This window comes from Neobacillus sp. FW104-15D2, assembly GCF_058790155.1.
In genome coordinates this window covers 115803-136279 of the sequence record NZ_JBYTCJ010000007.1, presented here as the reverse complement: position 1 = coordinate 136279, position 20477 = coordinate 115803, and the positions used below count along the sequence as shown (strand labels likewise).

General features: G+C 41.5%; 15 protein-coding genes. 1 reads left to right on the top strand and 14 read right to left on the bottom strand.

Annotated features, from left to right (window positions below; all coding sequences use genetic code 11):
- Positions 1–257: 257 nt before the first annotated feature.
- Positions 258–1457: an ATP-binding protein gene (locus tag AC3WR0_RS08045; RefSeq protein WP_492551839.1), complete on the bottom strand. Its 1200-nt coding sequence runs from the start codon at positions 1455–1457 to the stop codon at positions 258–260.
- Between the two features lie 253 nt (positions 1458–1710).
- Between AC3WR0_RS08045 and AC3WR0_RS08040 the strand changes: the two genes are divergently transcribed.
- Entirely contained in the window at positions 1711–3165 is a 1455-nt protein-coding gene (locus tag AC3WR0_RS08040; RefSeq protein WP_492551816.1) for an N-acetylmuramoyl-L-alanine amidase, read from the top strand.
- Between the two features lie 86 nt (positions 3166–3251).
- On the opposite strand, the gene AC3WR0_RS08035 is transcribed toward AC3WR0_RS08040, so the two are convergent.
- The 13 genes from AC3WR0_RS08035 to AC3WR0_RS07975 all read right to left on the bottom strand — a co-directional run bounded on the left by AC3WR0_RS08035 (position 3252) and on the right by AC3WR0_RS07975 (position 20058).
- Positions 3252–3482 (bottom strand): DUF4083 family protein, encoded by a 231-nt coding sequence (locus AC3WR0_RS08035; RefSeq protein WP_492551815.1) that lies wholly within the window; start codon positions 3480–3482, stop codon positions 3252–3254.
- A 295-nt stretch (positions 3483–3777) separates the two neighbouring features.
- Positions 3778–5469: an L-lactate permease gene (locus AC3WR0_RS08030; protein ID WP_492551814.1), complete on the bottom strand. Its 1692-nt coding sequence runs from the start codon at positions 5467–5469 to the stop codon at positions 3778–3780.
- A 443-nt stretch (positions 5470–5912) separates the two neighbouring features.
- On the bottom strand, positions 5913–6689 hold the full coding sequence (locus AC3WR0_RS08025) for an IclR family transcriptional regulator (protein ID WP_492551813.1): 777 nt from the start codon (positions 6687–6689) through the stop codon (positions 5913–5915).
- A 75-nt stretch (positions 6690–6764) separates the two neighbouring features.
- Positions 6765–7544, bottom strand: coding sequence for a fumarylacetoacetate hydrolase family protein (locus AC3WR0_RS08020; protein ID WP_492551812.1), 780 nt, complete (start codon positions 7542–7544; stop codon positions 6765–6767).
- A 14-nt stretch (positions 7545–7558) separates the two neighbouring features.
- A complete protein-coding gene (gene ystJ, locus AC3WR0_RS08015) occupies positions 7559–8761 on the bottom strand; it encodes an NADP-dependent malic enzyme (RefSeq protein WP_492551811.1) in 1203 nt (400 codons plus the stop codon).
- 99 nt (positions 8762–8860) lie between these two features.
- Positions 8861–11041, bottom strand: coding sequence for a malate synthase G (locus AC3WR0_RS08010; protein ID WP_492551810.1), 2181 nt, complete (start codon positions 11039–11041; stop codon positions 8861–8863).
- A 470-nt stretch (positions 11042–11511) separates the two neighbouring features.
- The gene (locus tag AC3WR0_RS08005; RefSeq protein ID WP_492551809.1) at positions 11512–12975 is read right to left on the bottom strand and encodes an FAD-linked oxidase C-terminal domain-containing protein; all 1464 of its coding nucleotides are present in this window, start codon (positions 12973–12975) and stop codon (positions 11512–11514) included.
- Complete coding sequence (locus AC3WR0_RS08000; RefSeq protein WP_027322614.1) at positions 12975–14327, bottom strand: (Fe-S)-binding protein; 1353 nt, start codon at positions 14325–14327, stop codon at positions 12975–12977. The genes AC3WR0_RS08005 and AC3WR0_RS08000 overlap by 1 nt, the downstream gene beginning before the upstream one ends.
- 1 nt (position 14328) lies before the next feature.
- On the bottom strand, positions 14329–15642 hold the full coding sequence (locus tag AC3WR0_RS07995; RefSeq protein WP_492551808.1) for an FAD-binding oxidoreductase: 1314 nt from the start codon (positions 15640–15642) through the stop codon (positions 14329–14331).
- A 65-nt stretch (positions 15643–15707) separates the two neighbouring features.
- Positions 15708–16400 (bottom strand): FadR/GntR family transcriptional regulator, encoded by a 693-nt coding sequence (locus tag AC3WR0_RS07990; protein ID WP_492551807.1) that lies wholly within the window; start codon positions 16398–16400, stop codon positions 15708–15710.
- A 199-nt stretch (positions 16401–16599) separates the two neighbouring features.
- Positions 16600–17490 (bottom strand): NAD(P)-dependent oxidoreductase, encoded by an 891-nt coding sequence (locus AC3WR0_RS07985; RefSeq protein WP_492551806.1) that lies wholly within the window; start codon positions 17488–17490, stop codon positions 16600–16602.
- Position 17491: 1 nt separating this feature from the next.
- On the bottom strand, positions 17492–18253 hold the full coding sequence (locus tag AC3WR0_RS07980; protein WP_492551805.1) for a hydroxypyruvate isomerase family protein: 762 nt from the start codon (positions 18251–18253) through the stop codon (positions 17492–17494).
- Positions 18254–18585: 332 nt separating this feature from the next.
- Positions 18586–20058, bottom strand: a complete 1473-nt coding sequence (locus AC3WR0_RS07975; RefSeq protein ID WP_492551804.1) for an amidase family protein — start codon at positions 20056–20058, stop codon at positions 18586–18588.
- Positions 20059–20477 lie beyond the last annotated feature (419 nt).

The following is a 20477-nucleotide window of genomic DNA, read 5'->3' as shown; positions in this document are numbered from 1 at the left end:
TGGAAAACGGGCAGCAGTCTATTCAGCTGTCCGTTTTGTTTTTGAAAAAAGAATACACGAAACTGCTATTAAGAAGAAGCATTGAAACGGATGAAAGTACGTGGAGAAAAACACAAATAAAGTCCTAAAATTGTAAGTGGCTTTTAATTTTGGCTATGTTCTTCGCAGTCTTTTAAAAAAGGAAATGGGAGATGTAAAAACACAATTAAATGATAGTAACAAAAAACGGACAGCATCCCCCACTGTCCGAAACCTTTTTAAAACGGCAGACTTGGAATCGTAATAAGAAAAGTAGTGCCTTTCCCCTTCTCACTCTCTATTTCAATTCTGCCATTAACCTTATCAACCGTACTATATACCATCAGCATTCCAAGACCGGTTCCTTCTTTTTTCGTAGAATAGTAAGGTCTCCCTAATCGTAAAACCTCTTCTTTCGTCATCCCAATGCCTGTATCGGTTATTTTAACGACAATTTGATTCTCCTGCTCTGAAATATCAATAGAAAGAACACCGCCCATTTCTTTCATCGCCTCAATAGCGTTCTTAAATAAATTAATTAAACACTGCTTTGCCTGATTTTTATCGTACTTAATTTTTAAAGTGTTATTAAAATTCACTTCTACATCTACCTGATGCATGTTGGCATAGGGAATCATAACATTCGTTACATAATCTATCTCTTCTTTTAAATTGGAGAAAACCATGTTTTCCGATTGTGGCTTAGAAAAAGCAAGAAAATCAGTAACAATTTGCTCAGCCCGTTTTAATTCAGATAATGAAATCTCAACATATCTTTTTTCATCACCTGTAATGTTTTGTGAATCCTTTAAAAGCTGAAGAAATCCTTTTGTAACCGTAAGCGGGTTTCGAATCTCATGAGAAACACTCGCGGATAAATCGCTAATTACATTTAATCTTTCCGAATGCATTCGACACTCTCTGTTTTTTACATTATCAATAATTTTCTCTATTAATACCATATTAATAACCATAACTGCTGTATAGGTAGTTAATGCATAAAATGCTAAAAGCCAAAATCCTTTATCCAAAACTGGTATTATCAAAGTAACACTTGAAAGATAAAGAACCATTGTAAATAAAGTAACGATAGCCGAAATGAAAATCTGCTTCTTTGGACTCTGTTTCATAAACACTTTATTTAATAAAGGTACTAAAATGAATATGACGGTCGAAAATATGAGTGAATGAAGAAAATATGGTCCTCCAATCAAAAAACGACACACATTTAACACTATATAAAGTGGGAAGGCATATCTATATCCCCAAAAAAGTGATATTAGTAAAAAAGGAATGTATCTTAAATCAAAGATTGGCCCAAATGCTAATTTGATGGGAAAACCCATACAAAGAATCATGGATATGGATGAAAGAAATATAATAACGGATTTGCTATATGTATTAGGCCTATTTTCAAAGAATATTAAAAAAATCAGCACCGGAAAAAGCAGGAATAGGAAGTTTAACAGAAATGACTCAATCAACGCCGGACTCCTCTCGAGAAGATTAAATATACAATGGGACCATAAGTATACTAACCTATATCGAGCTTCCTTTACAATAGCCTTTTCAAATTAGCTTTTTATAGAAGAGTCTATCCTAAATCGGCGAGAATTCTAGGCTGGCACCCGAACAATTTCCTGATTTCCCCTATAATATATGGTACAACCATTAAAAAAGTGAGGCGATTCTATGAAACTATATTTAGATCCAGGTCATGGGGGCGCCGACCCAGGCGCTCAAGGCAATGGTTTAAATGAAAAAGATATCACGCTGGATATTTCACAAAGAATACGTACTCTCCTTTTAAATACTTATGAAAATATTGATATAAGGATGAGCCGTACAAGCGACATTACAAAAAGCCTAAGCCAAAGGACAAATGAAGCGAATTCCTGGGGCGCTGATTATTATTTAGCCATTCATATCAATTCAGCAGAAAGCAGCTCTGCTCAGGGATATGAGGATTATATCCACTCTAACTTATCAGATACAACAACAACCGCAAAGTACCGGGACATTATCCATGCAGAAATCATCAAGCTCAATCAGTTAACTATTCGGGGGAAGAAAAAGGCCAATTTCCATGTGCTGCGCGAATCTAACATGCCGGCAATGCTTTCCGAAAATGGCTTCATTAACAACCCACACGATGCCAGCCTAATGAAACAAGCTTCCTGGAGGCAAAGTGTTGCCCAAGGACATGCCAATGGGATTGCTAAAGCTTTTAATCTTAAACCAAAATCAACTAGAACAACAACTCCTTTCACAACTCCGTCAACTTTAGCAGTGAATTCTAGTATTATGTACAAAGTAATCGCCGGGTCATTTAAAGTAAGAGAATCTGCAAAAAAACGTGTAGCATTCCTCCATTCAAAGGGAATTGAAGCAATTGTTGTGACGGCGATTATTTCCGGCGAGACTTGGTATCGTGTTCAGGCGGGGGCTTTTTCAACCAGGGCAAATGCTGAAGCCCGTGAACGGGAAGTCGAAACCGCGGGAATTAAAGACGCTTTTATCGTGTCACAAAGTTCTGACTCGAGCACTGCTCCTGCACATAGATCAGCACCAAACCCTGCAGCTTCTCCAAGTCCGGGCCAAATCACCCTTCGTTCAGAACCGACTGGAGATTCAATCGTGGGGCCAACCTATTTGTCACCGGAGCAAATGAACCTTTTTGCAAAGTCAGTGAATCCTAATGCCCCTGAACTCGGAAGCTACTATTCTTCGTTAGGGGCGTATTATGGTATCAGAGGTGATATAGCTTTTGCCCAGGCTTTGTTAGAAACTAACTATTTCCGCTTTACCGGAGATGTGCATCCTGAGCAAAACAACTATGCCGGAATCGGGGCAACAGGAGGAGGTAATTCCGGCGCCAGCTTTAAAACGCCGGAAGAAGGAGTCCTGGCTCAAATTCAGCACCTGTTTGCCTATGCTTCAACCCAACCGTTGCCTGATAAATACCCGCTCGTTGACCCGCGCTTTAATCTAGTTGCCAGAGGCACTGCTCCAACCTGGGCCGACTTAAACGGAAAATGGGCCGTTCCTGGAAATGATTATGGGCAAACGATCTTGAACCTATACGGCAATATGATTACCTTCGCAAAACAGCATCTGGATGGTGTACAAAACGATATCATTAAATAAGAGGAGCCGGATTCAGTTCGAATCCGGCTTTTTATACGAAGTTTTTTAACTAGAAGACATTCGGATGCTACTCCCCCTCCTTAACATCACATTGATTCGAAAAAACTTGCAAAAGTGATGTTACTAGATTCCCTTTCCGAGCTTATTAATCTATTTTTTGGCGATTGTCCTGATGCTCTATCTAACTTTTCTTCAATTCTATCTAATTGTTCCTTTCTCTTCTTTGAAGAACGAACAAAAATTACAATAGCTACAATGATTGCGATAGGAATTAAAAGTGCAAATAACTGAAAAATAATATCACCAATATTCACCATAAAAATCACCTTGTTTTTGGAGAATTATACCATTTATAATTATATTAAAAAAACCTTATTCAATAGCAACAATCTTTTAGAAAAGAGCCAAAATAAAAGACAACCTTCTTATATCAAATCCCCGTGAATCCATTAAGCACCTATTATAATTAAAAGAATAAACACTACCTCTAAAAGCCAATTCCGCCACAGTTGCCAACTTTGCACACTTTGACTTTCTATTTCTATCATTTGATGCCACTACCGTTTTCACCATACAAAAAGCCTTCCCCAAAGGGAAGGCCGCTTTGCCCAATTATGGAATCATCCAGTTTAAGAGGCTTGTATTCTGCACATATGTCAAAATACCAATTAATACTACCAGGATGAGGCTGTACTTAAATGTGAATCGGAACAGGTCTGCTTCCTTACCTGCCAATCCTACCGCCGCACACGCAACCGCAATGGATTGTGGAGAAATCATTTTTCCGGTAACCCCTCCGGATGAGTTTGCAGCAATCGCCAATACATGGTTCATACCAAGGGAATCGGCCGTAATCTTCTGCATGTTTCCAAATAACAGGTTTGAAGAAGTATCGGAACCTGTGATAAACACGCCGAGCCATCCAAGGAACGGAGAGAAGAAGGCGAACATCGAGCCTGTTTTTGCCAAGGACATACCAAGAGTTGTACTCATTCCGGACGCGTTGATTACATAAGCGAACCCAACAACGGACGCGATTGTAATGATTGGGAATTTCAGCTCATTAAGCGTTTCGCCAAAGGTTGCAACCCATTCTTTCCATGAAATTTTAAAAATAAACTTTGTAACGATAGCTGCCAAAAGAACGGATGTACCGGCAGCGCCAAGTAATTCAAGTTTAAACACGGCAGCAATTGGAGTACCCGCTGAGCTAATGACCTTATTATTTAATAGAGGTACTTCAGGAATATAAGTAAACAAAGCTCCTATGGAATTGACTGCTTTTAAAATACCGTTTGTCCCCAGATAATGTCCAGCGAGTGCAAGTTTGATTGCCGGAATTCCCCAAATGGTGATAAATCCAGTTAAGATCAGGAAAGGTGACCAGGCTTTAAAAACTTGGCTGCCAACGAGCTTTACTGGCGTGTTACCTGGTGCTGTAGCAATAGTAGCAGCAATTTCTGCTTCTGCTGAAAAGTGGAAGATGTTTTTCGGCTTCCAGAATTTCAAAAAGACTGCCAAAGCAAATAATGAAACTAACGCGGATAAAATATCAGGAAGTTCTGGTCCAAGGAAGTTAGAGCTGAGGTACTGGGTTACGGCGAAAGAGATACCAGTAATTAAAATTGCCGGAAGGACTTCCACTGCTTTCTTGAATCCAGCCATAATGACAACTAGGAAAAACGGAAGAAATAATGATAAAAATGGCAATTGACGGCCAACCATTTTGGAAATTTCAATTGCGGAAACCCCTGTAGGGCCTTCAACCGCAATAATTGGAGTACCGATGGCTCCAAATGCAACCGGTGCAGTGTTGGCAATTAAACAAAGTCCTGCAGCGTATAGCGGATTAAACCCAAGACCTACAAGAAGTGCAGCCGAAATGGCAACGGGAGCACCAAAACCAGCTGCCCCCTCAAGGAAGGCGCCAAAAGAAAACGCTACCAAAAGTGCCTGAAGACGTCTGTCCTCTGTAAGTGAAACAACAGAATTACGAATAATATCAAATTGCCCAGTCTTTACTGTTAACTTATAAAGGAAAACGGATGCAATGATGATCCAGCCTATTGGCAGGACTCCATATACTCCGCCTTGTACGGCAGACATTACCGCCATCCCTGCAGGCATCTTGAATGCCACCACTGCCAATATCAGTGCAAGCAGCAATGTGGTTAATCCCGCCACGTACCCCTGCATCCTTTTAATAGCTAAAGCCCAGAAAAAATAGAGAATCGGTATAACTGCTACCAAAGCTGATAAAGCCAGACTATCTCCAACCGTTGAAAAATTTTGTGTGAATGTCATAGTTAATCCTCCATAATACGAAATGTAATGTTACCAATATTAATGATGGAACAGACAACGTAAGCACTATGGTGACTGATTAATATGTAGGGAAACTGCCTTAAAAATAAATTTAGAAACATACTCTCCTTTCTGTTTGGTAATAAGAAACACTGTTTTTAATTTGTTGCGAAAGACAAAACATTGTTATAGAACAATACTTTTATTTGTTATATAACAAACACTTATCTTTTTTAATTATACATAACTATATCAGAATTTCAATAATTTTTAGAATATTCAAATCGCATTATTTTTAGAAAAACTTGGCATTCGCCACGTCCCTTTGGCGGATGCTTCAGTTTTACTTATGCGTTCAGAATTTAGGGATATAAATTCTGATTAGCTAAAAAAACATTTGGCCAATATACCTTCTATACCAGCCAAATGTTTTTCTTCTTTTTTCAACTGATTCTGCTTTCAAAACCAAGCCGTGCCGAAATTTGTTTACCAATGTGCAGCATTCTGGCTTGAAGTTGTTTTAATCGGTCTTCCGTCATACGCATTGTTGGTCCGGAGATACTTGCTGCAGCAATCACTTTTCCTAGATGGTCAAAAATAGGAACGGCTATGCATGTAATACCATATTCATTTTCTTCAAGATCTAATGCATAGCCACTCCTCTTCACAACTGCCAATTCCTTCATAAAGTCCTCTTTATTCGTGATGGTTTTATCAGTGTGCATGCCCATGCCTTTGCGCTCAAGGATATCGAGTACAATGCTGGAAGGAAGATGCGCGAGAATTGCTTTTCCAACGGAGGTACAGTGCATAGGAGCCCTTTTGCCTACCTTAGAATGCATCCTCAGCGTTTCATTGCCTTCTAATTTTTCAATATAAACGACTTCACCCTGATCATAAACAACCAGATGGATCACTTCATTCGTCTCATTTTCCAGCTGTTTCAGAAAAGGCTTGGCCTCTGCTCTTAAATCAATGGAGTCAAGAAGCTTCGAACTTATTTCAAGGAATTTATAACCAAGCTTATACCGGCCGGTATCCTCATCCTGCTCAACATACCCATACTGGACAAGTGTTGAAAGGATTCGGTAAACAGAACTTTTATTAATATCTATTTGTTTGGCAATCTCAGTAACACCCAAGCCGCCCTTTTTCATACTAACCAGAGTAATAATATCCAATGCCCGGCTTACAGACTTAACCATATTCTCTCTTTCCAAAATTGTTCACCTCATAATTGCTGACAATAATAGTTTAAATTATAGCATAATTCTTTTACCGGGCATTGTAACGAATTAATAGGTACTTGAATGCTCTTTTTGATTTACAAAAGAATTGCGCAAAGTTCCAATCTCTTTAATTTCACATTCAATCAAATCACCGGCACCTACGAACTCAGCTCCTACCGGACTCCCCGTCAGAATGACATCGCCCGGCTTCAGCGTCATCACATATGTTAAATAGGAAACCATTCTTCGAATTGGAATGATCATTAATTCTGTTGCACTATTTTGTTTTTCCACTTCATTCAGTCTTGCCTCAACGCTTACGGAAAAAGGATCCAGTTCGGTTTCAATAACAGGTCCTAGTGGTGTGAAGGTATCAAAAGATTTACCAACTGTCCAATGGCCGTCTTGATGGAAAAATTGTGGCGCAGTTACGTCATTTCCAACTGTATATCCAAACACATAATCAAGAACTTCTGACTCAGGAACATTTTTAGCTTCTTTTCCAATAATAATCGCTAATTCAGATTCGAATTTAACCTTCTCAATCCCGTCAGGAATGACAATTTCTTCATCAGGGCCAATAACGGATGATGTTGGTTTAAAGAAGAAAACAGGAATTTCTGGAAGCTCAGAAGGCCGGTCCTCCAGTTTCGTAACATAGTTTGCACCAATTCCAATAATTTGATTTGGCTCTAAAGGAGCAAGAAACTTTACCTCATCAGAAGAAAAGGTTTTGCCTGTGAACTGCCAATCTCCAAAAATATCTCCCTCAATTTCCCTGATAGAACCATCTGTAATGACACCACTATAAATGGAAGAACCTTGTGTAAACCTTGTGAATTTCATTGTCATGCTCCTTTTCAGACCATATTTTTGTGTGGAATATTCTTTCGGGCAACTCCCGTTTTAATTGCAGCTTCAGCGACCGCTGCTGTTACTGCTTTCGCCACTCTTACATCAAGCGCGTAAGGAATGACATACTCATTTGAGAGTTCATTAGGATCGATAAGATCGGCAATAGCGTATACGGCAGCCAGCTTCATTTCTTCATTTATTTTAGTAGCTCGGACCATCAATGCCCCTTTAAAAATACCAGGAAAGGCGAGTACATTATTAACTTGGTTCGGCAAATCCGAACGGCCTGTCCCTACCACTGCTGCTCCGGCAGCAATTGCGTCCTCCGGCATGATTTCCGGTACTGGGTTTGCCATGGCGAAAATAATGGAATCCTGATTCATGGACTGTACCATCTCTTGCGTCACTGCTCCGGCAACGGACACACCGATGAACACATCCGTTCCTTTCATTACTTCCTCTAACGAACCTTGAAGATTCTCTCTGTTCGTTACCTCAGCGATAGCGTTTTTCATGGAGTTCATTCCTGCCTGGCGCCCCTTATAGATGGCACCCTTTGTATCACACAAAATGATGTTGTTAACACCCATATTCAAAAGCAGTTTGGTAATGGCAATTCCAGCAGCACCAGCTCCATTAACTACTACCTTAATGTTTTCAAGTCGTTTTCCAACAACCTTTAAAGCGTTTATAAGCCCTGCAGCAGTTACGATGGCTGTCCCGTGCTGATCATCATGGAAAACCGGGATATCCATTTCTTTTCTTAGTGTTTCTTCAATAATGAAACAGTTTGGAGCTGAAATGTCCTCCAGATTAATTCCGCCAAATGTCGGCTCCAGTAATTTCACCGCCTGGATAATTTGATCGGGATCATTTGTGTTCAAGCAAATGGGGAAAGCATCAATATCAGCAAAGGCCTTAAACAATGCTGCTTTTCCTTCCATTACAGGCATTGCCGCGCTCGGTCCGATATTTCCAAGTCCTAAAACAGCGGATCCATCTGACACAACTGCTACAAGATTACCTTTAATAGTATAGTCATAGACTTTTTCTGGGCTTAAGTAAATTTCTTTACAAGGCTCTGCTACCCCAGGTGAATAGGCCAAGCTTAAATCTTCTGCACTTTCCATCGGAACTTTGACACTAATATTAATTTTCCCTTGAGACTGCTTATGAAGTTCCAATGACTTCTCCCGCAGGTTTGGCATAGCCTCAACGCCTCCATTCATTTTCTTTACTGACCATTTATTCCAGCTATTTTTAGAAAACAAGGGCATTTTTTTCGAATAAAATGCCCCTGTTTAACATTATTGTTTTACAGCAAATTTCGCTTTTGCTTCAATACGTCTGCGGTGAAGAATGGGCTCAGTGTATCCATTTGGCTGATTGTATCCTTCAAAAATCAAGTCACAAGCGGCCTGGAATGCTACCGAATCATCGAAGTTCGGAGCCATGTTTTTATAAAAAACATCTCCGGCATTTTGCTCATCAACGACTTTAGCCATGCGATGCAAGGTATCAAGAACCTGCTCTTTCGTGGTAATTCCATGGTGCAGCCAGTTTGCCAAGTGCTGGCTGGAAATACGCAATGTTGCGCGGTCTTCCATTAATCCAACATTATTAATATCTAAAACTTTTGAGCAGCCGACTCCCTGATCAACCCAGCGGACAACATAACCTAAAAGAGTCTGGCAATTGTTGTCGAGCTCCTCCTGGATTTCCTCTGGACTCCAGTTAGTGTTTTCTGCAACTGGGAAGTGTAAAATATCATCTTTAAAATCTGCTGTATGATTAAGCATTTCATTTTGTACTTCTCTTACGTCTACTTGATGGTAGTGTAAAGCATGAAGAGTAGCAGCTGTTGGAGACGGTACCCACGCTGTTGTTGCTCCGGTTTTTACATGACCGACTTTTTGCTTCAGCATATCTGCCATCAAATCAGGCATTGCCCACATTCCTTTACCGATTTGAGCACGATTCTGGAAGCCAGCTGAAAGTCCGGCAACAACGTTTGATTTTTCATAGCCCTGAAGCCAGCTGGACGATTTCATATCGTTTTTGCGAATCATTGGACCTGCTTCCATGGATGTATGAATTTCGTCTCCTGTTCGGTCCAGGAACCCGGTATTAATGAAAACAATGCGGTCTTTAACTTGCTTAATGGATGCCTTCAGGTTCAAAGTGGTTCGGCGTTCCTCATCCATTACACCAATTTTAAGTGTATGTCGTTCAAGTCCAAGCAAATCTTCCACTAGGTCAAAAAGCTGGTTGGCAAAAGCTACCTCTTCTGAACCATGCATTTTTGGTTTAACGATATAGACAGATCCTTTAGAAGTATTCTGGAATGGGCCATTTCCAAGAAGCGTATGTTTTGCAACAAGGCTTGTGACAACAGCATCCAAAATTCCTTCCTGAATTTCATCACCGTTTTGATCCAAAATGGCGCTATTCGTCATCAAATGACCTACATTACGGACAAACAAAAGGGAACGGCCATTTAAAGTAACTTCTCCTCCCTCTGGTGCTACGTAACTGCGATCAGGATTAAGCTTTCGTGTCATCTGTCTGTCGCCTTTTATGAAAGAGGATGATAAATCACCTTTCATAAGTCCTAACCAATTTCGATAAACAAGCACTTTGTCTTCAGCATCTACCGCCGCTACAGAGTCCTCACAGTCCATAATCGTTGTAACAGCCGATTCCAGAAGAACATCCTTAACCCCAGCTTCATCTGTGCTGCCAATCGAATGATTACGGTCAATTTGGATTTCAAAATGAAGTCCGTTATTTTTTAGCAGGATGGCTGATGGAGCTTCCTGGTCTCCCTGATAACCGACGAACTTCTCTTCGTCTTTTAATCCTGTGCTTGTGCCATTATTGAGAGCCACATTCAGTTTGCCATCCTTAACAGTGTAGCGAACTGCGTCCTTATGAGAGGCATCTTTTAATGGGACTGCCTGGTCAAGGAAATTTCTCGCAAACTCAATAACCTTTGCACCGCGGACCGGATTATACTTCCCTTCACTATGGGCACCATCTTCTTCACTGATTGCATCTGTGCCGTATAGTGCATCATACAGGCTTCCCCAACGGGCATTTGCTGCGTTAATCGCATAACGGGCATTATTTACTGGAACAACTAATTGCGGTCCTGCCTGGATGGCGATTTCATCGTCGACATTTTCAGTACCAATCTCAAAATCTTCTACTTCCGGTTCAAGATAGCCAATCTCAGTTAAAAATGACTTATATGTATCAAAGTCAAAGCTTCCACTATTCTCCTGATACCAGTTGTTAAGTTTATTTTGAAACTCATCACGTGTCGCTAACAATCCTTTGTTTGCAGGGGTTAAATCCTCAATTAATGCTTCAAAACCGGACCAAAACTCTTCAGGATCCACCTGGCTTCCTGGCAGGGCTTCTGAATTGATAAAATCATAGAGTTCCTGGGCCACCTGAAGGTTCCCTTTTTTCACATAGTTTTCCATAATACATTTCCTCCTTGGAAGTCGTTTGTTATTACGCAACACTGTTTCTTATTTCGTTAAAAAAATAATAGCACGTTTATACGAAGTTTTTCAATTATTTTGATAGCTTATTTTTTTTATGAGGTTGATAGGAGATGAATTACGAAGCTATTGAAACTCATCCCCTATTTCCCCGTGAAATTTCCTTGTTTTGCCGCTGAAATTTAAATTATTCCGCGTGATTCGTAGATTTTTCCGCCAAACTACGTAACTATTCCGCCGAAACCGATAACTTTTCCGCCAAACCTGATAACTTTTCCGCCAAAGCCGATAACGATTCCGCCAAACTCGATATCTATTCCGCGAAACCGATAACTTTTCCGCCAAACTCGAAAACTTTTCCGCCAAATCCGATAACTATTCCGCCAAACTCGATAACTTTTCCGCCAAACCCCGATAGCGATTCCGCGAATTACTCCGGCTGGAAAACTTTATAAAATCGCAGTCTCCTTTTGTTTTAGTTCTCTCTTAATCTCCACACAGCGACCCGGTGTAGGGAAGAGTTTTCCTGCGTTTAAGAGATTATAAGGATTGAAGACTTCTCGGATATCCGTTTGAGCGATAATTTCATCATCAGTAAATACGAATCGCATTTCTTCCCTTTTCTCAATACCCACGCCATGCTCTCCGGTGATGGTACCGCCGACATCTGCACAGGCTTGCAGACAGGCGCTTCCAGCTTCCAGGGCTGCTTCCCTTTGTCCGGGAATTCTGGCATCAAATAGAACTAATGGGTGAAGGTTCCCATCCCCGGCATGAAAAATATTGGCGATCCGTAGTCCATATTCCTGGCTAATATTATTAATGTTGTTAAGAACCTCTGGCAGCCTGCTCCGGGGAATAACCCCATCCTGTACTAAATAATCCGGAGAAATGGCACCCATTGCGCCGAAGCCGGTTTTCCGGTTCGCCCACCATCTCGCTCTTTCTTCCTCCGTTTTAGCAGCCCTAACCTCACGGACATTTCTTTTTTTACAGACTTCCATGATATTGTTGATTTGTTCATCCAGTCCAGCTTCAATACCATCTACTTCAATTAGCAGGAAGGCTTCAATATCCTTTGGGTGTCCAACTGGAAATGCGGCCGCTTCTACCCCTTCAATCGCAATCTTATCCATCATTTCCAGTGCAGCAGGAACGATCCCTGCTGAAATGATATCCGAAACCGCCTGGCTTCCATCTTCTACTCTATCAAAATAAGCGAGCACCGTTTTTTTCGCTTCCGGGTTCTTCAGAATACGCACCGTAATCTTCGTTACAATCCCAAGCGTCCCTTCAGAACCTGTTAACAAGCCTAGTAAATCGTATCCTGGTACATCAGGAATACCGTTAGCTCCAACTTCCACAATTTCACCGTTTGGAAGAACGACCTCAAGTCCAAGAATATGGTTGGTTGTTACTCCGTATTTGAGACAGTGGGCGCCACCGGCATTTTCTGCAACATTTCCGCCGATTGTACAGCAGTACTGGCTGGATGGATCGGGAGCATAATAGTAACCCTTATCCGCAATGGAGTTCGTCAGCTTAAGATTAACAAAACCAGGCTGCACTACTGCACGCCTATTCTCAAAATCCACACTTAACAGCTTCTTCATTCGCACCATGCTGATGATAAATTCTCCGTTCAAGGGGATAGCCCCCCCGCTTAGCCCAGTACCAGCACCTCGAGCCAGGAACGGCAGTTGATTGTCAGAGCAATATTTAACTAATGCAGCAACGTCTTCTGTATTATTCGGGAAAACGACCGCTTTTGGTAAATGCTTATGCAAAGTGAAGCCGTCACAATCATAGGCAACTAAATCTTCCTTATGATAAATAATGGAACGGGCATCCCCTACGATATTTGCAAGATTAAGAATATGCCGATCCTTTGATTTGATTCCCCTAACCGCCATTACAGCACCTCCTTGCCATCCTCTTTTTGATAAGCCCAATCCAGCAGCTGAACGGTATGCACGATTTTTTGGTTTCTTCCATGCTTTTGTACGCCCATTGCCATCTGGAGCATACAGCCTGGGTTGCCCATTGAAATCATTTCGACATCTTCAGGGACGTTTTGCATCTTGCTTTCCAGTACAGCGGATGCCATTTCAGGATTCGTAATATTGTATATTCCTGCACTTCCACAACAGCGGTCGGAGTTTGGCATATGCACCATTTCCACTCCAGGAATATTAAGTAAGAGCTCACGTGGCTCCTGCCGTATTCCCTGTCCGTGTGCCAGGTGGCATGCGTCATGGTAAGTGATTCGAGTATTCAATTCAGCTTTTGGCTTTTCATAGCCGGTATCATAAAGGTACTTTGAAATGTCCTCTATTTTAGCAGAAAACTCTTCTGCTTTTTCATACCACTCCGGTTCGTCACGGAACAGTTCAGGATATTCCTTGAGCGCACAGCCGCAGCCGGCGGCGTTTACAATAACCTTTTCAGAATCCTTGAAGGCTTCAATATTTTGTTTTGCCAGCTTTCTTCCTGTGTCGCGGTCCCCTGCATGTACATGAAGCGCTCCACAGCAGGTTTGGTTTTTTGGAATCGTTACGTCATTACCATTTCGGGTTAATACATTAATTGTTGCTTGATTAATATCACTAAACATCACATCCATGACACAGCCAGTTAACATCGCAACCTCGTTCTTTGTCTGGCCCTTCGCTTTAATGACGTCTGTATTTTTGTATTTTTTACGAACCGTTTCTTTCACTTCAGGCATGATCGCTTCCATGTCCACTAAATGCTGAGGCATGATATTAATCAGCTTCGTTTTCCGGACTACCTTCTGCATGCCGCTCTTTTGATAGAAACGCAGCAGTCCTCCTAATGAATTCAGACGATTATGATGAGGGAACAGCCCCTGCAGGAACATTTTGCTTACTGCTCCTTTCAATCCAGTTAACGGCATGGCCTGGCGAACCTGGCCGCGAGCTTCTTCGATAAGGCCGCCGACTTCCACATCCGCCGGACAGGCGGTTGTACAGGCACGGCAGTCTAGGCAGGCAAAAACAGGATCCATAAAAAACTCGTTTACATTGAGTTTTCCTTCTGCCACCGATTTAATTAGATGAACGCGCCCACGTGGAGAATGCTGCTCCTGACCCGTAATCTCGTATGTTGGGCAGGATTCCAGACACATACCGCAATGGACACAATCTGCCCATTTATTTTCATCCGGGTGATCCTTAGCAAGATAATTACTTAAACCAGTGGTACAAGCCGGATCTCTCTTCAAATCGATTTCTGTTACACTCATTTTAAATCCCTCCCACGAATCGTTTAGGGTTAAGAACTCTGTTTGGATCCACCTTTGATTTGATTCCTTCTAATAGGAAGAAATGTGCCGGCTTGGGACCCCAGGTGTCTACTTCCTGTCTCAATGCAAATGGCAAATGTTTGATAACAGCATACCCGCCAAGACCTGCAGCCGTTTCTCTCATTTGTTGGATGGCTGAAACGACATCCTCCTTTGAGCCCTTAAGATTGACCTGGCATAAGCCGTGACCTAATCCGCCATGAGCCTGAACTTCTAAATGATGAGAACCACCTAACAACTGACTTTCCTTAAGGACTTGGGTTACATCCATGTTTACAACACCGATTTTTAAAGAAGCGAAAGTTTCAAGGCTGTCGCTTTCTAAGGAATGAAGAGAGTAAAATTCGTTCCAAAAGGCTTGAGCGTCAGTTAGAGTGAAAATTTTCATGTCCGAGTGCTCCGGTTGAATGCTTTTGATAAAATTCTCTTGATATTGTACAGATGTTTCAACATCCTCAAGTCCAATGGCTAAGGCATAACAGCTCTGACCAGTCAGCCTCTCTGACAATGCAGGACTTAACAGTTCAAGAGTGACTGGTTCCATCGTCGAATCAAGAAGCTTTTGTGCAAACGCCTTGATTTCCTCCATATTTCCTTGCGGGAAAAATAATAAAATGAGACTCTCGGACTTTGGGAGCGGACGAAGCTTTACAGTTACTTCAGAAAAAACACCCAGTGTCCCCATGGAGCCTATAAATAATTTGTTCATATCATAGCCGGCCACATTTTTTACGACTCTCCCGCCGGAACGAACCACTTTACCATCAGGATAAACAATTCTTAACCCGATAACTACGTCACGGGATGAACCATAGCCGAGCCGCTTTGGCCCGCTGTCATTGGCTGAAACAATTCCGCCGATCGTAGCCTCCTCCGGATGGAAAGGATCAAGGGAAATCTTTTGTTTATGCTCCGCCAGATAATCCTGCAATTCCTTGAAATTAGTTCCAGCTTTGACGGTTAACGTCATGTCGCCGACCACATGTTCCACAATGCCCTTATAGTCAGCAAGGGAAAGCAAAATATCCGCGGACTCGCTCAAACCTCCAAATCCTCTTTTCGTTCCGTTCCCCTCAACAAAAACCTTTTTACCATTTTCGTTGGCGTATTTAAGAATCGCTGAAATCTCTTCCTCCGTTTGAGGGTAAACTAGGACCACCCCGTTATTACCCAACAACTGGTCACTCTCCCCTTCAACCACTCGGCCTCCAGGAATAAGGGCTCTTACCTCTGTTAAAAGTTCTGCGGTTATCAATACCAGCACCTCCTACTGTTTCTTATTACGCAACACCGTTTCTGCTTTTTCTTAAAAAAATATCCTTACTGTTGAAACACATGACTTTTCAGCAGCTCTTTTTCAACAAAATTCAAGTGTTCAATCATCATTTGTTTCGCTTTCTCCGGTATTCCTACCTTAATAGCTTCATAGATTCCGATATGCTGCATTTCTATCAATTGGGCAATAGCTGGATGTTTCTCAATATAATGATGAAAATCAATCATGGCATTCTTCATAGTTGTCGAAATAAATTGCATTAGCTGGATAATAATCTCATTACCGGCTGCTTTAGTAATTGCTGTATGTAAGTGATAGTCTGATTCCCAGCTCTTGATGGATTGGTTAGAAAAAATTTTCTCCATATATTGCAGATCAGCCTCAGTCCGATGGATAGCGGCCATTTCTGCAATTCCAGCCTCCAAAATCTTTCTGACTTGAAAAAGTTCACTGATATCCTGAGGCCGGGGCAGCAATAGATGATTGCTGAATAACTTGGTTGAATCAAATCCAAGAATATAGGTTCCTTCTCCCTGCTTTACATCCACCGCTCCTTTACCTTTTAAGGTTGTAATCGCATCGCGGACAGCAGATCGTCCCACACCGAACATCTCGCAAAGTTCTCTGACAGAAGGAAGCTTTTCTCCAGCCTGAAATGTACCGGACTGAATCATTTCTTCAATCTGCTCAACAACTGAATCCGACACCTTCTTCGTTATGATTTTTTTTACCTGCACACATCTGCCCCCCTTCCTTTCAGACATCACATATCTGATAAGTTAAATCGCTTACATTTATTAAAACATGATTAAAAACAAAATTCAAATAATATTCAGAATAAAATATTATTTATGAAAATTGAATCATTTTTTTAAAGAATTATTACTTAGTATGAGAAAAAAGGATGAAATCCATTTGATTTCATCCTTTAAATGATTATTTTTTCTTTACCACCACACCGCATTGTTCTTCGAGTGGCTGGATGACTGCCGACATATCTAAATTTGATAGACCCTGCTCAGAAGCATTTCGAAATGCCTCTTCGGCCATTTGCCCTGTGAATTGTTTGATACCGGCCTCTTGTAAAAGCTGATTTGCCAATCGCACATCTTTGTGGACATATTTCACAGCCCCGCCAGGCTGAAATTGACGATCAAAAACATATTGCTCCATATGCCTCTCTAAAATTCGGCTGTTTCCATAGCTTACTTTTAAAATATTATAAAGCTGTTCGGAATCGAGGCCGTATGCAGCACCCGTAACCATTGCTTCTGATGCGGCGAGCGAATGGACGGCAACAAGGTATTGATTAATAAGCTTGGCAATACTTCCAGATCCGGACGCTCCGAGATATTCTATGGTTTTTCCGAGAACATGAAGAACTGGCAAAACCCTTTCAAAAGCCAGCTTCTCACCGCCAACCATAATGGTCAAGGTCCCCATCTCTGCTCCTTCAGGCCCACCGCTAACTGGAGAATCGAGGTAAGAGATCCCTTTTTCGATGGCTTGCCCAAAGATCGTTTTGCTTGTATCAGCTCCTACGGATGTAAGGTCGATACAAATGGTATCAGGACAAGCATTTGCAATAATTCCCGAGTCCCCCAGATAAACATTCAAAACATCCTCCGGCATAGATAAGCAGGTGCAAATGATATCACTGACCGAAGCAAGCGTTGAAATGGTTTCGGACCATTTTGCTCCTTGTTCTTCCAGTGCCTTTGCTTTCTCCCTGCTGCGGTTATAGATATGTACTTGATATCCATGATCCAGAAGCCTTTTTACCATTCTAGACCCCATGACACCTATACCAATGAATCCGATATTCATTTTAAACCCTCCCCGATAGCCATTCGAAACTTTCTTTGCTGTTTCCGCTTGGCGTATATTCAAGTCCAATAAGCCCCTTGTATGTATGATTCAAATAGTCAATGATCTCTCGATAATCCATTTCCCCAGTACCCGGCTCATGGCGACCTGGAACGTCAGCAATTTGAACATGATCAACTTGCTCAGCGAATTGTTTATAAAGTGAAAGAGAATTCCCATGGATTCTTTCAATATGGTAAAAATCAAATTGAAGCTTAACATTTGGCAAACCCACTGTCTCCAAAATCTCCACCGCCTGGTAAAGATCACTTAAAAAATAACCCGGCATATCAAATTGGTTAATAGGCTCTATTAAGATTGTCAGTCCATGCTTGGCCATTTCCGACCCGGCATAGCGAAGATTATCTATAAAAACCTTTCTTGCTGCCTCACTATCCACGATACCCGCCATACAGTGAATCTTTGAAACACTCAGTGCTGTAGCATACTTGATGCCTTCCATAACTGATTCTCTAAATTCTTCTACTCTATTAGGGTCTGCTGCAATCCCGCGGTCTCCCTTTTCCCAATTTCCAGGAGGCAAATTCAACAGCACCATTGATAATTCATTCTGTTCAAGCTCGTGCTGAATTTCCTCTAGTGAATATGAATAAGGAAACTGACATTCAACGAAGGAAAAGCCACATTCACTTGCATTCCTAAAACGTTCCAAAAAAGGGACATCTGTAAAAACAGTTGAAAGATTCACAGCGTATTTCTTCAAATTAACCTCTCCCCCTCTACTATCATAAAAAAAGTCCACTAAAATTTTCGTATTCTTTATTAGTAAAACTTGGCATTCGCCAAGTCCCTTTGGCGGATGCCCTAGTTTTACTTATCACGCTCAAAACGGCACATCGTGTGCCTTTCGCCTGACTAGGACATCCTCGGAAAAGCTAGTGCTTTTCCTTCGTGCGATGATATTGCTGACGAAGCCTTCCTTATCCTGTCCGTCGTGCGTTCAGGATTTATGAATATAAATTCTGTTTAGCAAAAAAAGGAGACAAATAGAGACGATTGTCTCGTTTGTCCCCTAGGGATTCATTTTTCAAAAAGTTACCTGAAGGTTGGTGCTACTCGTTTTTTTGTATGCTGCTCATAGGAATAAGCGAGTTCGATTAGTTTTGGTTCGCTATATGCCTTCGCAGAGAAGGTAACTCCAACAGGCATTCCGGAATTGGTATAGCCTGCAGGAACCGTGATGGAAGGATAACCTGCTTTAGCCGGTAAAGCAGCTCCAAAATTATTAAGGAACAAAAGGGCGTCCAGATTATTTTCCGCCATTACCTGATCAATACCAAGCTCCCTGGAATATTTAATATCATTTGCACGCTGCTCATGGTATTTTGGATCATCAAGGCTTTCACTCTTATTCTGTGACTCTACTAATAAAGCCTGTCCGAATTTCATTCTAACGTCCGGATCTTCTTCATTAAATTTAATCACATCTTCAAGCGTTTTAACTGTTACAGTTTCCGGAGTCTTTTTCAGGTATTCATTTACACTATGCTTAAATTCATAAAATAAAACATCAGCTGTTAATTCCTGTTTTGGTATAGCTACCTCTTCAACAGTTGCCCCCAGTGATTTCATTACTTCGATTTGTTCCTGCATGATTTGTTTTAGTTCCGCTTTTTCTTCATCAGTTCCATAGAAAAAGTTATAATCCACACCTATACGTGCACCATTTAAACCGTCCAGCTTCAGATGGCTTGTGTAATCAGCAAGGGCCTTTCCTTCGCTTTCTGCTGTAATTGGGTCTGTTGAATCCATGCCTGTTAATACTCCCAGTGTAATGGCTGCATCAGAAACCGTTCTTGCCATAGGACCAGCTGTGTCCTGGCTCTCCGCAAGTGGAATGATGCCTGTGCGGCTGATTAATCCGACTGTCGGCTTGATTCCAACAATAGAGTTAGCACTAGCAGGGCTAAGAATAGATCCTGAAGTTTCACTTCCAATGGCCACTGCTGCGAAGTTAGAGGCAATACTAGCACCTGAACCAGAACTTGAACCTCCAACCGTTCCCGCTTCGAATGTCTCCGGTCCATAAGGGCATAAAACCTGTCCGCCAAGACCGCTGTATCCGCTTGGAGCACCATCTGCCATAAAGTACGCCCATTCACTCATGTTTACCTTTCCTAAAATAATGGCGCCAGCTTCGCGAAGTTTTTTAGCGACCCATGCATCCTCACTGGCATAGTTATCTTTCAATGCAATCGTCCCAGCTGTTGTTGGCATATTATCTTTTGTTTCAATATTATCTTTTAAGAGAACCGGAATCCCAAATAATGGGCCTTCTTCTCCTTTTCCGCGTGCCTCATCCATTTGCGCTGCTACTTGTAATGCATCAGGATTTATCGTTAATACCGAATTAATCTTCGGACCGTTCTTATCATATGCTTCTATTCTATCTAAATACATTTGTACCAGTTCAACTGAAGTAAGCTGCTTTGTTTTCAAAGCTTCCTGAATCTGTGCAATCGTTGCTTCTTCAATTTGAAAAATTCCTGCCCCAGCTGCTAAGTTCATTTAATTATCCCCCAATAACCTATTTAAATATTTAGTTATTTTTAAACTATTAGATAATTATAACTCCTTCGGGATTAGAAAGATATCAGAAAAGATTTGAAATTGAACATATCCACTATTGTCAAAGTGCACTCGTATTTACCAATGCTGTCCGAATCGATCCCTGATTCAGACTCAAAGACACTTCTATTTACCAATACTGTCCGAATAGTTCCCTGATTCAGACTCAAAGGCTTTCATCTTTACCAATCCTGTCCGAAAAGATCCCTGTTTCAGACTCGAAGGCTTTCGTCTTTACCAATACTGTCCGAATAGTTCCCTGATTCAGACTCAAAGGCTTTCGTTTTTATTAATGCTGTCCGAATAGACCCCTGATTCAGACTCAAAGGCACTCCGATCTACTAGTACTGTCTGATTAG

Bases quoted from the DNA above. Each gene is read 5' to 3' on its own strand.
- AC3WR0_RS08040 (WP_492551816.1), top strand. From the start codon at position 1,711: ATGAAACTATATTTAGATCCAGGTCATGGGGGCGCCGACCCAGGCGCT.
- AC3WR0_RS08035 (WP_492551815.1), bottom strand. From the start codon at position 3,482: ATGGTGAATATTGGTGATATTATTTTTCAGTTATTTGCACTTTTAATT.
- AC3WR0_RS08030 (WP_492551814.1), bottom strand. From the start codon at position 5,469: ATGACATTCACACAAAATTTTTCAACGGTTGGAGATAGTCTGGCTTTA.
- AC3WR0_RS08020 (WP_492551812.1), bottom strand. From the start codon at position 7,544: ATGAAATTCACAAGGTTTACACAAGGTTCTTCCATTTATAGTGGTGTC.
- ystJ (WP_492551811.1), bottom strand. From the start codon at position 8,761: ATGCCAAACCTGCGGGAGAAGTCATTGGAACTTCATAAGCAGTCTCAA.
- AC3WR0_RS08010 (WP_492551810.1), bottom strand. From the start codon at position 11,041: ATGGAAAACTATGTGAAAAAAGGGAACCTTCAGGTGGCCCAGGAACTC.
- AC3WR0_RS08005 (WP_492551809.1), bottom strand. From the start codon at position 12,975: ATGGCGGTTAGGGGAATCAAATCAAAGGATCGGCATATTCTTAATCTT.
- AC3WR0_RS08000 (WP_027322614.1), bottom strand. From the start codon at position 14,327: ATGAGTGTAACAGAAATCGATTTGAAGAGAGATCCGGCTTGTACCACT.
- AC3WR0_RS07985 (WP_492551806.1), bottom strand. From the start codon at position 17,490: ATGAATATCGGATTCATTGGTATAGGTGTCATGGGGTCTAGAATGGTA.
- AC3WR0_RS07975 (WP_492551804.1), bottom strand. From the start codon at position 20,058: ATGAACTTAGCAGCTGGGGCAGGAATTTTTCAAATTGAAGAAGCAACG.